This is a genomic window from Acinetobacter yuyunsongii (genome assembly GCF_041021915.1).
Classification (GTDB): Bacteria; Pseudomonadota; Gammaproteobacteria; order Pseudomonadales; family Moraxellaceae; genus Acinetobacter.
In genome coordinates, this window is record NZ_CP157435.1 from 2210731 (window position 1) to 2227522 (window position 16792).

The window sequence follows — 16792 nt, forward strand, 5'->3', positions numbered from 1 at the left end:
CTTTACAGCCTGTCAAACGCTTTTGCCATTCTTTTCTGAAAAAAGCGTACGAATGATTAAAAAATAAGTAATTCATTGAAAAAATCAAGATTTTCGTATTTTATTTAAGCACTTATTCATATTTTCATCATTCATTTTCTAAAGTATGTTCTGAAATATAAACCAGCGCCTGCTCAGAAATCAGCTCAAATAACTCAATAATCTCATCATTCTTCATTCGAATACAGCCATGTGACATCGGAATGCCCATCGGTTCTGTATCAGGCGTGCCATGAATATAGATATATCGTTTAAATGTATCGCAACCATTTCCATGATTGAATCCATCTTCTAAACCATCCAACCATAAAATTCGTGACAAAATCCAATCTCTTTGTGGAAATTGTTGTGCGAGTTGTTGGTTATACACTTCCCCTGTCGGCTGACGTGCAATAAAGACCGTATTTTTCTTTAGGTCTGCACCAATCTTTTGTGCGACTTGATGCCAACCTCTTGGCGTCTTACCGCTATTCTCTTGCTCACCAATACCATTCTTGCCAGAAGAGATCACATAAAATTTATTGTGCTTTGGCAAATGTAGAATTTGTTGTGCTAAATCTATGACGATGTCTGCCTGATCAAGGGTATAAGTCATTTTTATCTCAACAGATGATAGAACACAGATATTTCAACATACACCCAAAGCTTTTTCTTGTATTTTTCGGTAGTTTTGATTGTTGATTGATTTTAAATATAAAAAACAAAACAGCATAGTAAGATCAAACATGCTGTTTTAGATCAGCAAAAGTAGTGTTTTAATCAATTCTCAGCGCTAAGGATTGCTTTTCTTAACAACGTAACTCACGGCATATGGGTCATATTTGGTGCGAGGTCTTGCCATTAAGGAAAAGCTTTAAGTTTGTTTATCCTCGTCACTCGCGGCATAGCTGCTCGTCTTGCGCTCGGACAAAGCGTTGCTTTGTTTATCCTCGCTCAGGCTCGGGTCTTAACCACAACCACACAGCAACAATAAACATAGTGAGATCTGTAAAAATTTTGACAAGGAATGGTGCGTTGGTAAACGGCATTAAAATACCACTCATTAGCATCATGATACTTGCAATCCATTTTGCTTTACGCGGTACTGTCCCATGTTCACGCCAATCGCGTAAGGTGGGTCCGTATTTAGGATGATTTAAGAGCCAAGCATCCATTTCAGGCCATCCTTTCGATGCAGCCCATGCTGCAAGGATTAAAAACACAGTGGTTGGCATGCCTGGTAAAATTGCTCCAATGATTCCTAAAATAATAAAAATCACAACTAAACTACGCCAGAACAATGTTTTCATTGAGTAATTAACCAACACATGTTTACAACCATGGTAGTATAAATTGTTTTTATTGCTCTTTCTTAAACTTAACTTATTATTTCCATGATTGAGTAACAGCATGTCGAGCCTAATGAGTACGACCCTTTTTTTTGAACCTTGGTTGCAGTTTAAGAATCCTATAGTACGTCACTTGGCTTTTTGCATCGCGAGTCCAAATATTCTAGCTCGAATCCCGCCAGATTTAGAGATAAAGCATACTTTTGAGCTCCATTCGGATCAAAGCTGGCAAACTCATTATCAACGCTATGAAGAACGCTTAAAACAACTTGATCAACATCCACAAGCCCTCATTGATTTTCTTGCTCAACTCAAAAGTACTCGCCTTGGGCTACGATTCGAGAACTTACTTTGGTTTTGGTTATTAGATGATAAGTATCATCCCTATCAACTTTTAGGCCATAGCATTCAAAAAATTGTAGGATCGGTTACGCTAGGTGAACTAGATTTCGTCATTTTAAATAAAGACACGCAAGAAATTGAACACTGGGAAGTTGCGCTAAAGTATTACCTAGGTGAAAGTAACTTAGACTTAGCGCAATGGTATGGGCTAAATCGAGAAGACACATTACAAAGAAAATTGAAGCATTTCACTCAACGTCAATTTCAGTTTGCGGATGCAAATCATCATCAGATTCAACGAAGATTTGCGATTATGAAAGGGCAATTATATTTACCGACTGATTTGAATCAGTTTGCACTCCCCAACTGGGTCAACTCATCCCGACGTTTGGGATTATGGGGAACTAATATTCCCACAACAGATTACTATCGATTACAACGTCATGAATGGTTATGTCCTAATCAGCAACCATCCTCAAAAAATGCAACATGGTGGACAAATGGTCTTTATTATCATGAAACACCTAGCCCCTCATTTTATATGTTTCGCCAACCGTCTTTATTATTCATTAGATCTTCTTCATCAGATTATTTTTTATAAAGTAACATTTTATAACACTTCTACTATCAAATCATTATGTTTATTTTCTGCTTTTTTTCTTAGCCTCTAAGAACATCATAATTACATTTAAACGGAGAAGATGATGAAAAAAATCTTAGTTGCTTCAATCATGACTGCTTTTGTTTTAACTGGTTGTAATACATTTAAGGGTTTTGGGCAGGATGTATCTAAAGCGGGTGACAAAGTTACTCAAACTGCTGAAAAAACTCAGGATAAAATGTAATTTTAGTGAACACCCTTCGCAAAACCTTATCTAAACATAGATAAGGTTTATTTTTGCATACCTTTCTCTATCATATTCCCCTATTATATCGGTTCAGATTTCACCAGATTTAACCACATCTCGCATGAACCATTCCGACACTCTTGAACTTAGTTTACAACTCCTACGCCAACCTTCTGTCACCCCTGTTGACCATGATTGTCAAAATATTATGGCCGAGCGTTTAGCAAAAATTGGCTTTAATATCGAAAACATGCGTTTTGAAGATGTTGATAACTTATGGGCACGCAGAGGCACTACAGCACCTGTTTTTTGTTTTGCAGGTCATACAGATGTCGTTCCTACAGGCCATTTAGATGCTTGGAATTCAGATCCATTTTTACCAAGTATTCGCGACGGTAAATTATATGGTCGTGGTTCAGCAGATATGAAAACAGCACTGGCTGCAATGGTGGTTGCATCTGAACGTTTTGTGACGAAGCATCCGAACCATAAAGGTTCTATTGCATTTTTGATTACATCTGATGAAGAAGGTCCTTCAATCAACGGGACAGTGAAGGTCATTGAAACTTTAGAAGCACGTAACGAAAAAATGAACTGGTGCTTGGTAGGCGAGCCATCGAGCACACATCAATTAGGCGATATCGTCAAAAATGGTCGTCGTGGCTCTTTGAATGCGATTTTGACTGTTCATGGCAAACAAGGACATGTGGCCTATCCTCATTTAGCAGAAAATCCTATTCATTTAGCATCTAAGGCTTTAACTGAACTGTGCGATACTGTTTGGGATAATGGCAATGAATATTTCCCTGCGACCTCTTTCCAAATTTCAAATATACAAGCTGGAACAGGTGCAACCAACGTAATCCCAGGCACACTAAAAGTTACTTTTAATTTTCGCTACTCAACTGAAGTGACAGCTGAAATTCTCAAACAACGCGTACTTGAGACTTTGGATAAATATAATTTAACTTACGATATTCAGTGGACACTATCAGGTTTACCTTTCCTCACCCCTGTTGGTGAATTAGTGAATGCTGCAAAAACAGCGATCAAAAATGTGACTGGTGTTGAAACTGTTCTATCGACAAGTGGAGGAACTTCAGATGGCCGCTTTATTGCACCTACAGGCGCTCAAGTTCTAGAATTAGGCGTATTAAATGCAACAATTCACCAAATCAATGAACATGTAAATGTCAATGATTTAGAGCCACTTGCTGAGATTTATGAGCAAATTTTAGTTGAATTACTTGCTTAACATACAAGTTTAGGCAATAAAAAAGGAACTCTTTTGAGTTCCTTTTTTATTTATAACCCTAGTTGGGTTTGAATATTTTGTAGATGAGGGACATAAAACTGTTTTTCCCCAATCTTGACATATTTAAATACGTTATTGTCATCAATGTCTTTTTCTTCATCTACAATTTCAGAAATACGTAAACGAATGGATTCAGGCATTTCATTACAAACCAAAGCAAATCGTTCTGAAACGTCATCACCTTCAACCACCAACGCTACCCCATTTTTATTTGCTGGATCATTTACAGCATAAATAGGAAGTTTGAGATCATGCCATTCAACATGATCAATATTGGTTTGTGTATCCATCGCTGATAACACGATATTCTGCGGTAGCAGCATTGGAACTTTTTCATGACATTTAATAATATAAGCGTCAATGAACCCTGTTGATACCGTAATTAAATGTTGTAACTCTTGTTGGTCAATTTGCCCCAAACCTGAGTTTGCGCTTTTTTTTACCATTAATTTTTACCTCATGAGCGCACTGTTAGTAAACTTTCAATATTTTCCAAGAGTGTTTCTTCTTGGAATGGTTTACCCATATATTGATTTACACCAAGTGATAAAGCACGTTCACGATGCTTTTCACCCGTACGTGATGTAATCATGATAATTGGTAAATCGCGATGTAATTCATGATGTCGAACAAGGTTTGTAACTTCGAAACCATCCATACGCGGCATTTCAATATCAAGTAACATCAAGTCTGGCTTAATGGTTTCAAGCTGCTCAATCGCATCCACACCATCTTTCGCAGTCACAACATCATAACCTTGACGCTCTAATAGGCGCGAAGTTACCTTACGTACAGTTACCGAGTCATCGACGATCATAATCAAGCGACGTTCATCATAGCGCTGTTTTGTATAAGTTTCATCAGCCTGTTTACTACGTGCTGTAGACTGTGCTTGTCGAGCAATATTTTGACCATCTAAGATCAAACATACCTGACCATCACCCATAATCGTCGCACCAGCAATCACCCCGATGCTTGAGAACTGTTGTCCAATAGGTTTTACAACAATTTGTCCACGAGAACCAATTAACTGATCAACAAGTAATGCTGTTGTTTGCCCCTGCGCACCTTTAACCAACAATACAGGCAATGAATGAACAACGCCATTTAAACGAGGAATCGGCTGCCCAGCAACAAACTCAGATAAATAACGTAAACGATAACTTTCTTGATCGATCTTGAAATAATCGTCTTTACTTTCAAAGTATTGTTCTAATGCCGCAGGTGAAATACGAACAATACGGTCAATTTGTGCAAGTGGGAAGGCAAACTGTTGATCGCCTGCTTTTACCATCAAGGCATCACTTACAGCTACTGTGGTCGGTACTCGAATGGTAAATGTTGTTCCTTTACCTAAAACAGAGTTAACGCTCACATGACCGCCAAGCGCTTTAATATCGCTCTGAACAACATCTAGACCAACACCACGCCCAGAAATTTGTGTAACTTGTGCAGCCGTACTAAAACCTGGATGGAAGATAAATTGCAGAATTTCTTCATGGTCAAGTTTCTGCTCTTTAGTCATTAAACCTGTTTGAATCGCTTTATCTTTAATGCGATTCACATCGATACCTTTACCATCGTCACTAAATGTCACAACAATATCAGTACCCTGACGACCAATATCTAAAGCGATATGTCCAGTTTCTGGTTTCTTCGCTTGTAAACGTTGCTCTCTGTCTTCAATACCGTGGTCAATCGCGTTACGCAACATATGTTCAAATGGCGCAACCAATTTTTCCAAAATACTACGGTCTAATTCACCCTCAGTATTGTTAACAATTAATTCTGTTGGTCGGTTTAAAGTTGATGCTGTTTGACGAACAATACGTTGTAAACGTGGTAATAATCGAGAGAAAGGTACCAATCGGGTACGCATCAAACTTTCTTGAATTTCTGCTTGAATACGAGATTGTTGTAATAACAAACCTTCCGTATCACGAATCTTCTCAGAAAGTGTGGTCTTAAAGTCAACCAAGTCCGATGCGGATTCTGCAAGAGATTTTGACAACTGATTTAAAGATGAATATTGGTCCATCTCTAATGGGTCAAAATCTGCATAGCGAGAGTTCTCACCACCATGACGTGCGATAATTTGACTTTCTAACTCACCTTCCATTCGGCGTAACTGATCTGCCAAACGTTTGATCGCAAGCTCCATCTCCGTTAATGTACCGCCCAATTGACCAAGGTCCATTTCGATACGCGAACGGTTAATCGCATTCTCACCTGACAAGTCAATCATTTTCTCAATGACGTCAGCGGAGACACGAATCATCTCATTATTTTGTTCAATACGTTCGGTCGTTTCCCACTCACCTAACATTGATGGAGGTTCTGTACCATCACCTTGAACAAACTCCATTGTATATTCTGGAGTGAAAATATCTTTAGCTGAGAGCTTTTGTGGAAGTTGTGCTGAAACATCAACAAACTCCATATTCTCTAAACTTTGCTTTAAGCCGTCAAAGTTTGCATACTGACGTTTGAAAATCGCATCACTCAACCAAGCCAGTGCTGTATTGAGAAGATTATCGTAAACATTTGAATTGAAATGATGTACACCAAACTGTTCAAATGCATTCTCGAGATGATAAGCAACAATCGCAATTGCATCTAACTCAGCCATACGTGCACCACCTTTTAAACTGTGGGCATTACGTTGTAACTGTAAGAGCAAACTACGATTACCACGTTGATCAAACCATTGTCTTAATAGACCTTTGGCTTGTTCAAGTAGTTCTTCTGCTTCTTCTAAGAATGTTTGCTCAACAAGAGAACGAACATCATCATCAAGGGCAACTTCACGAACACTTTCAGCATTTGAAGTATCTTCTAGAACTTCTTGAGCTTCGACCAATGAGAATTCATCAATTGATAAGTCCGTGAGATCATCCGTTTCGATCACAGCGGCAACATGATTTTCGGCTACAGGTTCAAAAGTAACAGGTGATGACGAAGTAAAATCAATAGATTGATCTGCTTGCTGAAGCAACTGAAGTACGTGTGTAGCTGGATAATCGACTTGTTTATCACGAATAGTTTGAATTCGATCTGCAATATCATCTTGTACTGCACGAATGACTGCGATTAATTGTGGGTTCGGTTGTAACTGCTGATTGATTAATTTCTCATAAATTGTTTCCAATTCATGTGCAATTAAACCAATATGACCTGCTTGAATCATATTTGAACCACCTTTTAAGGTGTGCAAATATCTCATCAAGTTTTTCAATGCACCTACATTTTGTTGATCGGCTGTCCATGTATTTAGATCAGCATCAATACCAACCAATAACTCATCAGCTTCTTCAAGGAAGATATCTAACAAGTCTGGATCAAAGTCACGATTTGAATCACTTGATTGCAAGCTTTGTTTATCTAAAGCGAATTGTGCAGCTAAATCACCCACATCAACAGCATGATGTGTTTCAGTTCTTAGAGTATTTACAAAAACAGTCGAATCAACCGTGTTTTCCACTGTGGCTGTATTCAAACTATCCAATTCTTCAACGTCATCAACAGGAATAACCATTGATGCAGCACTTGCTGAATCTTGGTTTGCTAATACATTCAACGCATGTGTAGCTGGATAATCGACTTGTTTATCACGAATAGTTTGAATTCGATCTGCAATATCATCTTGTACTGCACGAATGATTGCGATTAATTGTGGGTTCGGTTGTAACTGCTGATTGATTAATTTCTCATAAATTGTTTCCAATTCATGTGCAATTAAACCAATATGACCTGCTTGAATCATATTTGAACTACCTTTTAAGGTGTGCAAATATCTCATCAAGTTTTTCAATGCACCTACATTTTGTTGATCAGCTGTCCATGTATTTAGATCAGCATCAATACCAACCAATAACTCATCAGCTTCTTCAAGGAAGATATCTAACAAGTCTGGATCAAAGTCACGATTTGAATCACTTGATTGCAAGCTTTGTTTATCTAAAGCGAATTGTGCAGCTAAATCACTCACATCAACTTTATTACTAGACGGCTCAAATTCAGCAATCGGTGCTTCAACTAAACCTGCTTTTTGCTCAGTTACAGGCGCTTCCAAGAACTCAATATTTTGCTGTGTAAATGAACTTAATTCATTTAATATAAGTTCATGTGCCTTTGTCAAAGTCACACGCTGCCCTGCAGCCAAGGTATCAAACAATTGAATGAACTGTTGATGTACCTGATAATACAGCTCAAAAGCATAATCAAGATTCAATAAATTTGGCTTAAATAACAGATCTTGATAACTAGAACGTAACAAACTTGTATATTGATACATACCAATCGTCGCATGATGATGGGTATGTTCTAATAAAGTTTCAGTTTGCTGACTTAACAGTTGAATATATTGAGGAAATTCAGTACGTGCACGCTTCTCAAAATCAAACTCAACGTCAAGAAGATCATTGATATTCAATTCTAGTAATTGTGAAACTAAACCTTGTGGACGTAAAGATTCGCCTTGTTTTTCTTCTAATTGGAAATCGTAACTATCCCATGCAACATTGAAAGTATTATAAATTTCTTCAAATTTCTGTTGCGAACCTTGGTGTTTCAACGTGTGCAAATAGTCACGAACAAACTGTGCATAGTGTGTCAAAAGTGCCGTTTCATCAGAACTTGAATCAAGCTCTTCTTGCAATAATGTTTTGAATAAATTTTCAACTTTCGAACTTGCTTCAAACACATGCTCAACATGCGCCATAGCAGAACTGCCACGTAGAGTATGAAGCGCTCGAATTAGCGTATTATAATTATCATTTGTCGGACGATCATTTAGTAAAAATTGATCGATCGTAGTCAAATGATCTTCTGCTTCTTCCAAGAAAATCGATAATGTCTCTTTGATTAACGCTTCATCATCTAGTGGATGACCTATAAATACAGATTCTGAATCTGTGACATCAACAGTCTTCTCTTCTACGACAGTATCCACATTTACGGATATCAATTCGAGACTAGTTTCAGCGTTATCATTCAGCATATTCGATAATTGTAATAACTCAGCTAGCGCTGGTTCTATACTAAGTTGCTGCTGTAGTTGCTGACCTAATAAAACCAAAGGTTTTAAATCTATCTGATGTTTTTGAACCAATTTAAAATCATGTACAAGTTTAAAGCGGTAGATATTAAAAACCGCTTTTACATAATGTTGAATATCTGAATTCAACAACACTGTCCCTGCAAGTACTCGATTTAAAGTATCTTCAACCGTCCACGCCAATTCACCTGAAGATTTGGCGCCAACCATCCTTCCAGAACCTTTTAAGGTATGGAAATGTCGGCGAATATCTGTAAGCACATCTTGTTGATTTGGCTGTTCAATCCATTGACCGATTAATGGCTCTAATTCAACAAAGATTTCATCTAATTCTTCAATAAAAATTTCAAGAATTTCTGCATCTTGCTCAAGATAACTATCTTCAGGAAGCGTCATCGTTTCAACTAACGTTTTTAATATTTCTTTCATAGCGGCTTCTTTCGTTTTTATCCACTAATTGTGGCTAAAAATTACGTGTATCTATCACACAAGATGTAGCTCCATGTTAGTCATCATCTTGTAGAGATATTCTACATCTCTTCAAAAAGGGAAAGGACAGATATGCTCTGCCTCCCCTTTGCTGCTTATTCAGGTAGCTTAAAGTCAGTTACAGATTCACGTAATGATTCAGCCATATTTGCCAATTCAGAAACCGAACGAGCTGTATCAAACGTTGCTGTCGTCGTTTGTGACGTAATTTCTTGTACAACATTCATCGTTGTTGCAATGTGACTTGCTGATGCAGACTGAAGTTTTGCTGCATCAGAAATGCTCGCAATTAATTTAGCCAAATCACCAGATACCGTTTGAATCTCATCAAGTGCAATACCCGCATCTTTTGCCAAGTTCGCACCACGAACAACTTCTGACGTCGTTTGTTCCATTGAAATAACAGCTTCGTTCGTATCTGTTTGAATGGTTTTTACTAAGCTTTCAATCTGTTTCGTTGCTGATGCAGAACGTTCTGCAAGACGTTGTACTTCGTCGGCTACGACTGCGAAACCACGACCTGCTTCACCAGCCATAGATGCTTGAATCGCTGCATTTAATGCCAAGATGTTGGTTTGGTCGGCAATATCGTTAATTAGGGATACGATGTTACCAATCTCTTGAGATGATTCACCCAAACGTTTAATACGCTTTGAAGTTTCTTGAATTTGTTCACGAATGTGATCCATACCTTCGATCGAGCGGTTTACAACTTCTGCCCCATTCGATGCAATTTGTACAGATCGTTGTGCTACTTCAGCAGACTCGGATGCATTCGAAGATACTTGGTCAATCGACAATGCCATTTCGTTCATCGCTGCTGATGCACCTGCAATTTCTTGCGCCTGATGTTCAGAAGCTTCTGCTAATTGGTTGGTAATATCTTGAGTATCTTGAGTATAACGAGCAACTTCTTGAGATGTTTCAGTGATTCGAGATACAAGGTCACGTAATTGATCGATTGCAAAGTTAATCGAGTCGGCAATCGCACCAGTAAAATCTTCTGATACTGTTGCATATGAACGTAAATCACCATCTGCTAAGTCGGCAATTTCATCTAGTAAACGTAAAATTGCATTTTGGTTACGGTCATATTCATCTTGTAGACGAGTTACACGCTCTTTATCTGTATTACTACGTAGAGTAAGTAATTGTAGTGCAGAGAAAATCAATAGACCTAACGCACCAATTAATACAACACCTGCAATAACGTTACCCCAACCACCCTCTGCTTTGTTAGATAAATTGTTTAATGACGTTAATAAGGCATCAGATTGAGAAAAGATTTGCGAAGATGCTTGGCGTACGCGAACAATTTGGTTTGCGTTTTGTAATACTGTTGCTGCAGCTGATTTCAATACTGCATCATAATCAGATTTAATACTATCTAAAGACTCACGTAAATCAGGAGATGCAATACGATCTACGCCAAGTTCTGTACTACCATTTAATTGTGCATTTAAATAAACACCAAAGGTATCAATATCCGCACCAAAGTCATTCGCAGACACATTTGAATTATCGGTACCGACTAAAACAGAGTTAATCGAACGTAAAATACGTTCAGCAATAAACACTTGGTTTTTCGTGATAATTACCTGACTACTTGGCATATTTTCACGAACCATCTGATCAACCATCAAGTTATATTCAGCCTGAATTTCAGGAATCGTTTCACTGATCGAGATATTTGTATCGTATAATTGATTGATGACTTTTTGTTGTGAAGCAATTAACTCAATGTTCTTAGAAACACTCGTCCAAAGTGCATTTGCTTTTTTATACTCTTCTGAACCAGTACCATATACACTTTCAACCGTCTCTAAATTCTCAGCAAAACGCTTTTTAGATTCAACTAAACTTTTCATTGCTTCAGGTGTACCAGATGCCGTCGCCTCAGTTGCCTGACGAGAAATCATCTGAGATAACAAGCGTAACTCACCCAAACTACGAGTTAACTGGTTATGACGAGGCACACTCACGAATAAATAAATTAAGAGGATAACTGCAAGAGCTAAAGCACCAATCGCACGGTATAGAATTGGTTTCGACTTTTCAGTTTCACCAAATAAGCGAGAAAACTGATCAATTTGCGTTCGAGCATTCTCTAAAAATGCACCACCACTCTTAAGACCAGTACTATCACCACTACTACCATTTTTCTTTTTAAGTTTAAAGCCCATGTCAGCTTCTCCCCTGAATACGCGTTTATTTTCCGTAGCGTATCAAATTAGTTTATAAATTTTATTGATGCATTCATATATTGAGGATTTTGCAACAACCGACTCAGTAAAAACACATGCCATTGCTGATTATGTTGATGGAAGTATCCCTGACAATAATCTTTCAATTTATCATCTAGATCAGCACTTTGTGAAAAGAAACTCTTTTTATTAAAGTGCTGAATCCCAAGAACTTGGTCGACAACCAAACCCACATAATGGTCTTGATGGCTAATGCATATTACTTTTTGTGTTGGTGAAAACTGACTCCGTTGTCCTGAAATAAAATGTGTTAAATCAGAAACTGAAAGCAATCGACCACGAATATTTGCCAAACCACGTACCCATGCCTGAGTATTAGGAACAGGGGTATATTTTGGAGGATAAATCACCTCCGAAATCTCCCCTAATGGTGCAACGAAATATTGCCCTAACATCTCAAATGCGATACCAGACCAACGGCTGACTTCATTTTGAGTTGAAGCATATTGTTTGTTGCCTCGCTTGGATAAGCGAAGCAATTCGATAAATCCATTTGCTGCCATACCCTATCCCGTATTGAGTAATGAAAAGGCTCGTACGAATTAACTTAATAATTGTTTAATCACATCAATGAGCTGTTGCTCATCAATCGGCTTGGTCAAATAATCACAAGCACCTTGACGCTTACCCCAAACACGATCTGTTGCCTGATCTTTGGTACTTACGATCACAACAGGAATATGCTGCGTGTCTTTACCTTTGCTAATTTGGCGTGTCGCTTGGAAACCATTCATTCCTGGCATTACCACATCCATTAATACGAGATCTGGTAGTTCTGCTTGCGCCATTGTGACACCGTCAGCGCCATTGGTTGCTTCTAAAACTTCATAACCGTGTTTAGTCAAAATTTCTCTAAAGCGAAATGTTTCAGTAGGTGAATCATCTACAATAAGTATACGAGCCATTTTTTCCTCAATTTAAATTTTATGCGCTAACGTGATTACGAATCGCATTTAACAGCTCATCTTTACTAAATGGCTTAGTTAAATATTCATCCGAACCCACAACACGCCCTTTAGCCTGATCAAACAAACCGTCTTTGCTTGACAACATAATCACTGGGATATTTTGGTAATTTAAAGAATTTTTAATCAGTGCACAGGTTTGATAACCATCTAAACGAGGCATCATAATATCGACGAACACGATATCAGGATTTGCTTCTGCAATTTTTGATAATGCTTCAAAACCATCAACAGCGGTGATCACCTCACAACCTTCTCGTTGTAAAAGCGTTTCAGCTGTACGACGAATCGTTTTTGAATCATCAATCACCATTACTTTCAAATTTTGAAATTTATCTTCCATTTAATTGTCCTGCCCCATTCACTCAATACAAATTATGGTTGGTTTAATTTGTTTTATACACATCAGTTGATATTTTTAACATATCTTTACTTGCATTATCAATGAAGTTTTTTGAACCAACCTATCAGTTTTCAACAACAATAACAAATTTCTCACACTTTTCGTCAAATTCCTAAATTTTTTGTATACTCACTATTTTTAATTATCTAAATAGCTACTAATATACAACTGATTATTATTTAAAAATAAGTGATTTAGTTAACTTTTTCCGGGGAATGTAATGACTGGTTCGTTAAAGTGCGGTTTCGGCATTAGCCACTTTACAACGATTGCTCGTAATTACATTTGCGCGTTTTTTTTATTGATTTTTTGCAGTTCAAGTTTTGCAGCCACAGAGCAACCCAGAGCTGTATGGTATCGTTATTATGATAAAAATGGTGTTGCTAATGTGAGTACATCAGTTACGCCCGAACATATTCGTTATGGTTATGAAGCACTTGATCGTAATATGCAAGTGATCAAACGCAACCGTGCTTATAACGCAACCGTAGATGTACAACAATCTTCTCGTCGCGAATCTATTGCACGTCAACGCGAACAAGATATGAGATTAAAGCGTGCTTATGGAAATACAAAAATAGCGGCAACAAAAAGAGATCAAATTTTGGCTAGTTTAAAAAAGCAACTTAATTATCAACAACAACAATTACAACAGCTTCAACAAGACAAAATTGGATTTAAGCGACAAGAGATGGAATATCATCGTAAGGGAGAAACGCCCCCCGCTCAACTCAAAAATAATTTAGACAATAATGCCAAGAATATTGAAAATGTAAAAAGAACAGTAGAAAGTTTACGTAATGCATATCATAAAACTGAAACAGATTATGCTGATATTATTAACCGTTTAAAAAATATTGAACAAGAAACACAATAGACTTAGAATTTTTCTTGCATGGTCTCTCAAAAATATTAATCCTAACTTTTCATAGTTTTAATTCATTCAGCTTGCTTTAGATTACACGAAATTCAATGATTCATGTCATAATGCCAATTGCTTAAAACCGAGTAGATAATTTTGCTCGTTTGAGTATTTCTAAATAACACTTAACTTTAGGACAGTTTCCATGCGCGCAAGCCGCTTTTTATTTGCAACGTTAAGAGAAACCCCAAATGATGCTGAAGTCATTTCGCACCAGCTCATGTTACGTGCGGGGATGATTCGTAAATTAGCTTCTGGTTTATACTCTTGGTTGCCCATGGGAACACGTGTTTTAAAGAAAGTAGATGCGATTGTTCGCGAAGAAATGAACCGTTCAGGCGCATTAGAAGTATTTATGCCTGTCACTCAACCTGCTGCGCTTTGGGAAGAATCTGGTCGTTTTGAACAATACGGTCCAGAATTACTTCGTTTCAAAGATCGTCATGATAATCCATTCGTGCTTGGTCCTACTCATGAAGAGGTCATTACAGATTTGGCACGTAATGAGCTGAAAAGTTATAAGCAATTACCAGTAAATTTCTATCAAATCCAGACTAAATTCCGTGATGAAATTCGTCCACGTTTCGGTGTGATGCGATCTCGTGAATTTATCATGAAAGATGCTTACTCGTTCCATGCAAATCAAGCATCACTACAAGAAACTTATGATGTCATGTATGACACCTATAGCCGTATTTTTACACGTCTAGGTCTCGATTTCCGCCCTGTACAAGCAGACACAGGTTCAATCGGTGGCTCTGCATCACATGAATTCCATGTACTTGCTGCAAGTGGCGAAGATGATATCGCATTTTCTACTGAATCTGATTACGCCGCTAACGTTGAAATGGCAGAAGCATTGTTAGTCGGTGAGCGTGCTACGCCAGCTCAAACAATGACCTTAGTCGATACACCAAATCAGAAAACAATTGCTGATGTTTGCCAATTTTTAAACAGTGATGCAAAACAATCTGTAAAAGCTTTACTTGTACAAGGTCAAACAGATGAAAATGGCAATACACCCGTTGTTGCTCTATTTTTACGTGGCGACCACGAATTGAATGATATTAAAGCTGAAAAGCACCCTTTAATTGCTGCACCTTTGGCATTTGCAACTGAAGCACAATTAGAACAACATGGTTTAACAGCAGGTTTCTGCGGTCCACAAGGTTTAGTTGAAAAAGGCTTAACTGTGATTGTGGATCGTGCTGCATCCGTATTATCTGACTTTGTTGCGGGTGCAAATGAAGTCGATAAACATGCGACAGGTGTGAACTGGGAGCGTGATGCAAAATTTACCGAAGTTTATGATTTGCGTAATGTTGTTGAAGGCGACCCTTCTCCAGATGGTAAAGGCACACTTCAAATCAAACGTGGTATTGAAGTCGGTCATATCTTCCAACTCGGTACAAAATACTCGGAAGCTTTAGGGTGTAAAGTACTCGGTGAAGATGGTAAACCATTTACTGTTACAATGGGATGCTATGGAATTGGTGTAACACGTGTGGTTGCAGCAGCAATTGAACAAAATTTTGATGACAAAGGAATTATTTGGCCTCAAGCGATTGCTCCATTCGACATTGCGATTGTGCCAATGAATGCGCATAAATCACCTCGTACCCTTGAAGCAGCTGAAGCGCTTTATGCTGAATTGCAAGCTCAAGGCTATGATGTATTGCTTGATGATCGTAATGAACGCCCTGGTGTGAAATTCTCTGATCTTGAATTAATGGGTATTCCTCATCGTATTGTTATTGGTGAGAAAGGTCTTGATACAGGAACTTTTGAGTACAAAGGTCGTCGCGATCTTGAAGCAAGCAATTTAGGTAAAGAAGAACTCTTAGCTAAACTTATAGGCTAATCTTCATCCTAGCAATAAAAAAGCCGTTTAATAATAAACGGCTTTTTTATTGAAAACTGTTGTTTTGATTGTCATAGCTTTATTTATAGATTATTTTTTATACTAATAAAAAATGATTTATTGTTCACTTTTGGTAAGTTTTTGAATAGCAAAGGGGGCACTGACATGCCCCCTTAAATGATTTGGATTAAATCTTTTTTACAAATTCAGATTTCAATTTCATTGCACCAATCCCATCGATTTTACAATCAATATTATGTCCATCATTCGCATCGATTAATAAACGAATACTTTTCACTTTCGTCCCGACTTTAACTACAGATGATGAACCTTTGATTTTTAAATCCTTTATGACAGTGACGCTATCACCATCAACTAAAATATTACCGTTGGCATCTTTAATAATCTCTTGTTGTTCTGAAGCGGATGCCTCCCCTTCTTTCCATTCATGTGAACATTCAGGGCAAATCAATAAGTCGCCATCTTGGTAAGTATATTCTGATTGGCATTTTGGGCAGTGTGGAAAAGACATAAAAACATCTCAAAAGCACTATTATGATCGATAGACGCATTTTTTCAAAATTTAAGCTTGAATCGCTTGTCCAATTAAATAATTTTTAAGTACTAGCATGATTAAGCTTAAGATCTTTAGCTGCGTAAATGAGCGTTACTTGCTGTTGCTGTGCCATGTCTTTAAGCTGATTTACATAAGGGTTTTCTTTAAGCTCTTCATAATATCCTTCCTGAAAACTCAGCCAATGTTCAACCTTATGACAAAACGCTTTTCTCAATTCAGTTGAGGGTGCAATATCTTTAAGCCATAAATCTAAATGTGCCTGCTATTTCGATATTCCCCTTGGCCATAACCGATCTACGAATACACGCTGTCCATCAGTCGGCTCAACAGGATCAATAAATACGTTTAATCTCAATTCTCACATCAGCCTACCCCACATCTCA

General features: G+C 37.8%; 14 protein-coding genes and 1 pseudogene. 5 read left to right on the forward strand and 10 right to left on the reverse strand.

The window, feature by feature from the left end; all coding sequences use genetic code 11:
- Positions 1–127: 127 nt before the first annotated feature.
- Both elsL and ABLB98_RS10585 read right to left on the reverse strand, forming a co-directional pair.
- Complete coding sequence (gene elsL / locus ABLB98_RS10580; protein WP_005161998.1) at positions 128–634, reverse strand: cell wall-recycling L,D-carboxypeptidase ElsL; 507 nt, start codon at positions 632–634, stop codon at positions 128–130.
- A 328-nt stretch (positions 635–962) separates the two neighbouring features.
- On the reverse strand, positions 963–1328 hold the full coding sequence (locus tag ABLB98_RS10585; protein WP_348882271.1) for a YbaN family protein: 366 nt from the start codon (positions 1326–1328) through the stop codon (positions 963–965).
- Between the two features lie 100 nt (positions 1329–1428).
- On the opposite strand from ABLB98_RS10585, the gene ABLB98_RS10590 reads away from it, so the two are divergent.
- From ABLB98_RS10590 to dapE, 3 genes are all read left to right on the forward strand, one after another.
- Entirely contained in the window at positions 1429–2310 is an 882-nt protein-coding gene (locus ABLB98_RS10590; RefSeq protein WP_348882272.1) for a DUF1853 family protein, read from the forward strand.
- A 100-nt stretch (positions 2311–2410) separates the two neighbouring features.
- Complete coding sequence (locus tag ABLB98_RS10595; protein ID WP_017196706.1) at positions 2411–2554, forward strand: entericidin A/B family lipoprotein; 144 nt, start codon at positions 2411–2413, stop codon at positions 2552–2554.
- A gap of 124 nt (positions 2555–2678) precedes the next feature.
- Entirely contained in the window at positions 2679–3812 is a 1134-nt protein-coding gene (gene dapE, locus ABLB98_RS10600; protein WP_348882273.1) for a succinyl-diaminopimelate desuccinylase, read from the forward strand.
- A 50-nt stretch (positions 3813–3862) separates the two neighbouring features.
- Here dapE and ABLB98_RS10605 read toward each other — a convergent pair whose 3' ends face one another.
- The 6 genes from ABLB98_RS10605 to pilG all read right to left on the reverse strand — a co-directional run bounded on the left by ABLB98_RS10605 (position 3863) and on the right by pilG (position 12989).
- Positions 3863–4318, reverse strand: a complete 456-nt coding sequence (locus ABLB98_RS10605) for a hypothetical protein (protein ID WP_004664651.1) — start codon at positions 4316–4318, stop codon at positions 3863–3865.
- Between the two features lie 11 nt (positions 4319–4329).
- Positions 4330–9357 carry an Hpt domain-containing protein gene (locus ABLB98_RS10610; RefSeq protein ID WP_348882274.1) on the reverse strand — a complete coding sequence of 1676 codons (5028 nt, stop codon included), beginning with the start codon at positions 9355–9357 and terminating at the stop codon, positions 4330–4332.
- 155 nt (positions 9358–9512) lie between these two features.
- Complete coding sequence (locus tag ABLB98_RS10615; RefSeq protein ID WP_348882275.1) at positions 9513–11600, reverse strand: methyl-accepting chemotaxis protein; 2088 nt, start codon at positions 11598–11600, stop codon at positions 9513–9515.
- 47 nt (positions 11601–11647) lie between these two features.
- Complete coding sequence (locus tag ABLB98_RS10620; protein WP_005162018.1) at positions 11648–12184, reverse strand: chemotaxis protein CheW; 537 nt, start codon at positions 12182–12184, stop codon at positions 11648–11650.
- Positions 12185–12223: 39 nt separating this feature from the next.
- The gene (locus ABLB98_RS10625) at positions 12224–12586 is read right to left on the reverse strand and encodes a PleD family two-component system response regulator (protein WP_004664659.1); all 363 of its coding nucleotides are present in this window, start codon (positions 12584–12586) and stop codon (positions 12224–12226) included.
- Positions 12587–12605: 19 nt separating this feature from the next.
- The gene (gene pilG / locus ABLB98_RS10630; RefSeq protein WP_004652356.1) at positions 12606–12989 is read right to left on the reverse strand and encodes a twitching motility response regulator PilG; all 384 of its coding nucleotides are present in this window, start codon (positions 12987–12989) and stop codon (positions 12606–12608) included.
- A gap of 280 nt (positions 12990–13269) precedes the next feature.
- On the opposite strand from pilG, the gene ABLB98_RS10635 reads away from it, so the two are divergent.
- Both ABLB98_RS10635 and ABLB98_RS10640 read left to right on the forward strand, forming a co-directional pair.
- Positions 13270–13926, forward strand: a complete 657-nt coding sequence (locus tag ABLB98_RS10635; RefSeq protein WP_087548323.1) for a hypothetical protein — start codon at positions 13270–13272, stop codon at positions 13924–13926.
- A 190-nt stretch (positions 13927–14116) separates the two neighbouring features.
- Positions 14117–15832 (forward strand): proline--tRNA ligase, encoded by a 1716-nt coding sequence (locus ABLB98_RS10640; protein WP_348882276.1) that lies wholly within the window; start codon positions 14117–14119, stop codon positions 15830–15832.
- Between the two features lie 187 nt (positions 15833–16019).
- On the opposite strand, the gene ABLB98_RS10645 is transcribed toward ABLB98_RS10640, so the two are convergent.
- Both ABLB98_RS10645 and ABLB98_RS10650 read right to left on the reverse strand, forming a co-directional pair.
- Positions 16020–16364, reverse strand: a complete 345-nt coding sequence (locus ABLB98_RS10645; RefSeq protein ID WP_005162025.1) for a zinc ribbon domain-containing protein YjdM — start codon at positions 16362–16364, stop codon at positions 16020–16022.
- Between the two features lie 51 nt (positions 16365–16415).
- Positions 16416–16771: pseudogene (locus tag ABLB98_RS10650) on the reverse strand (DUF488 domain-containing protein).
- Positions 16772–16792: the final 21 nt, after the last annotated feature.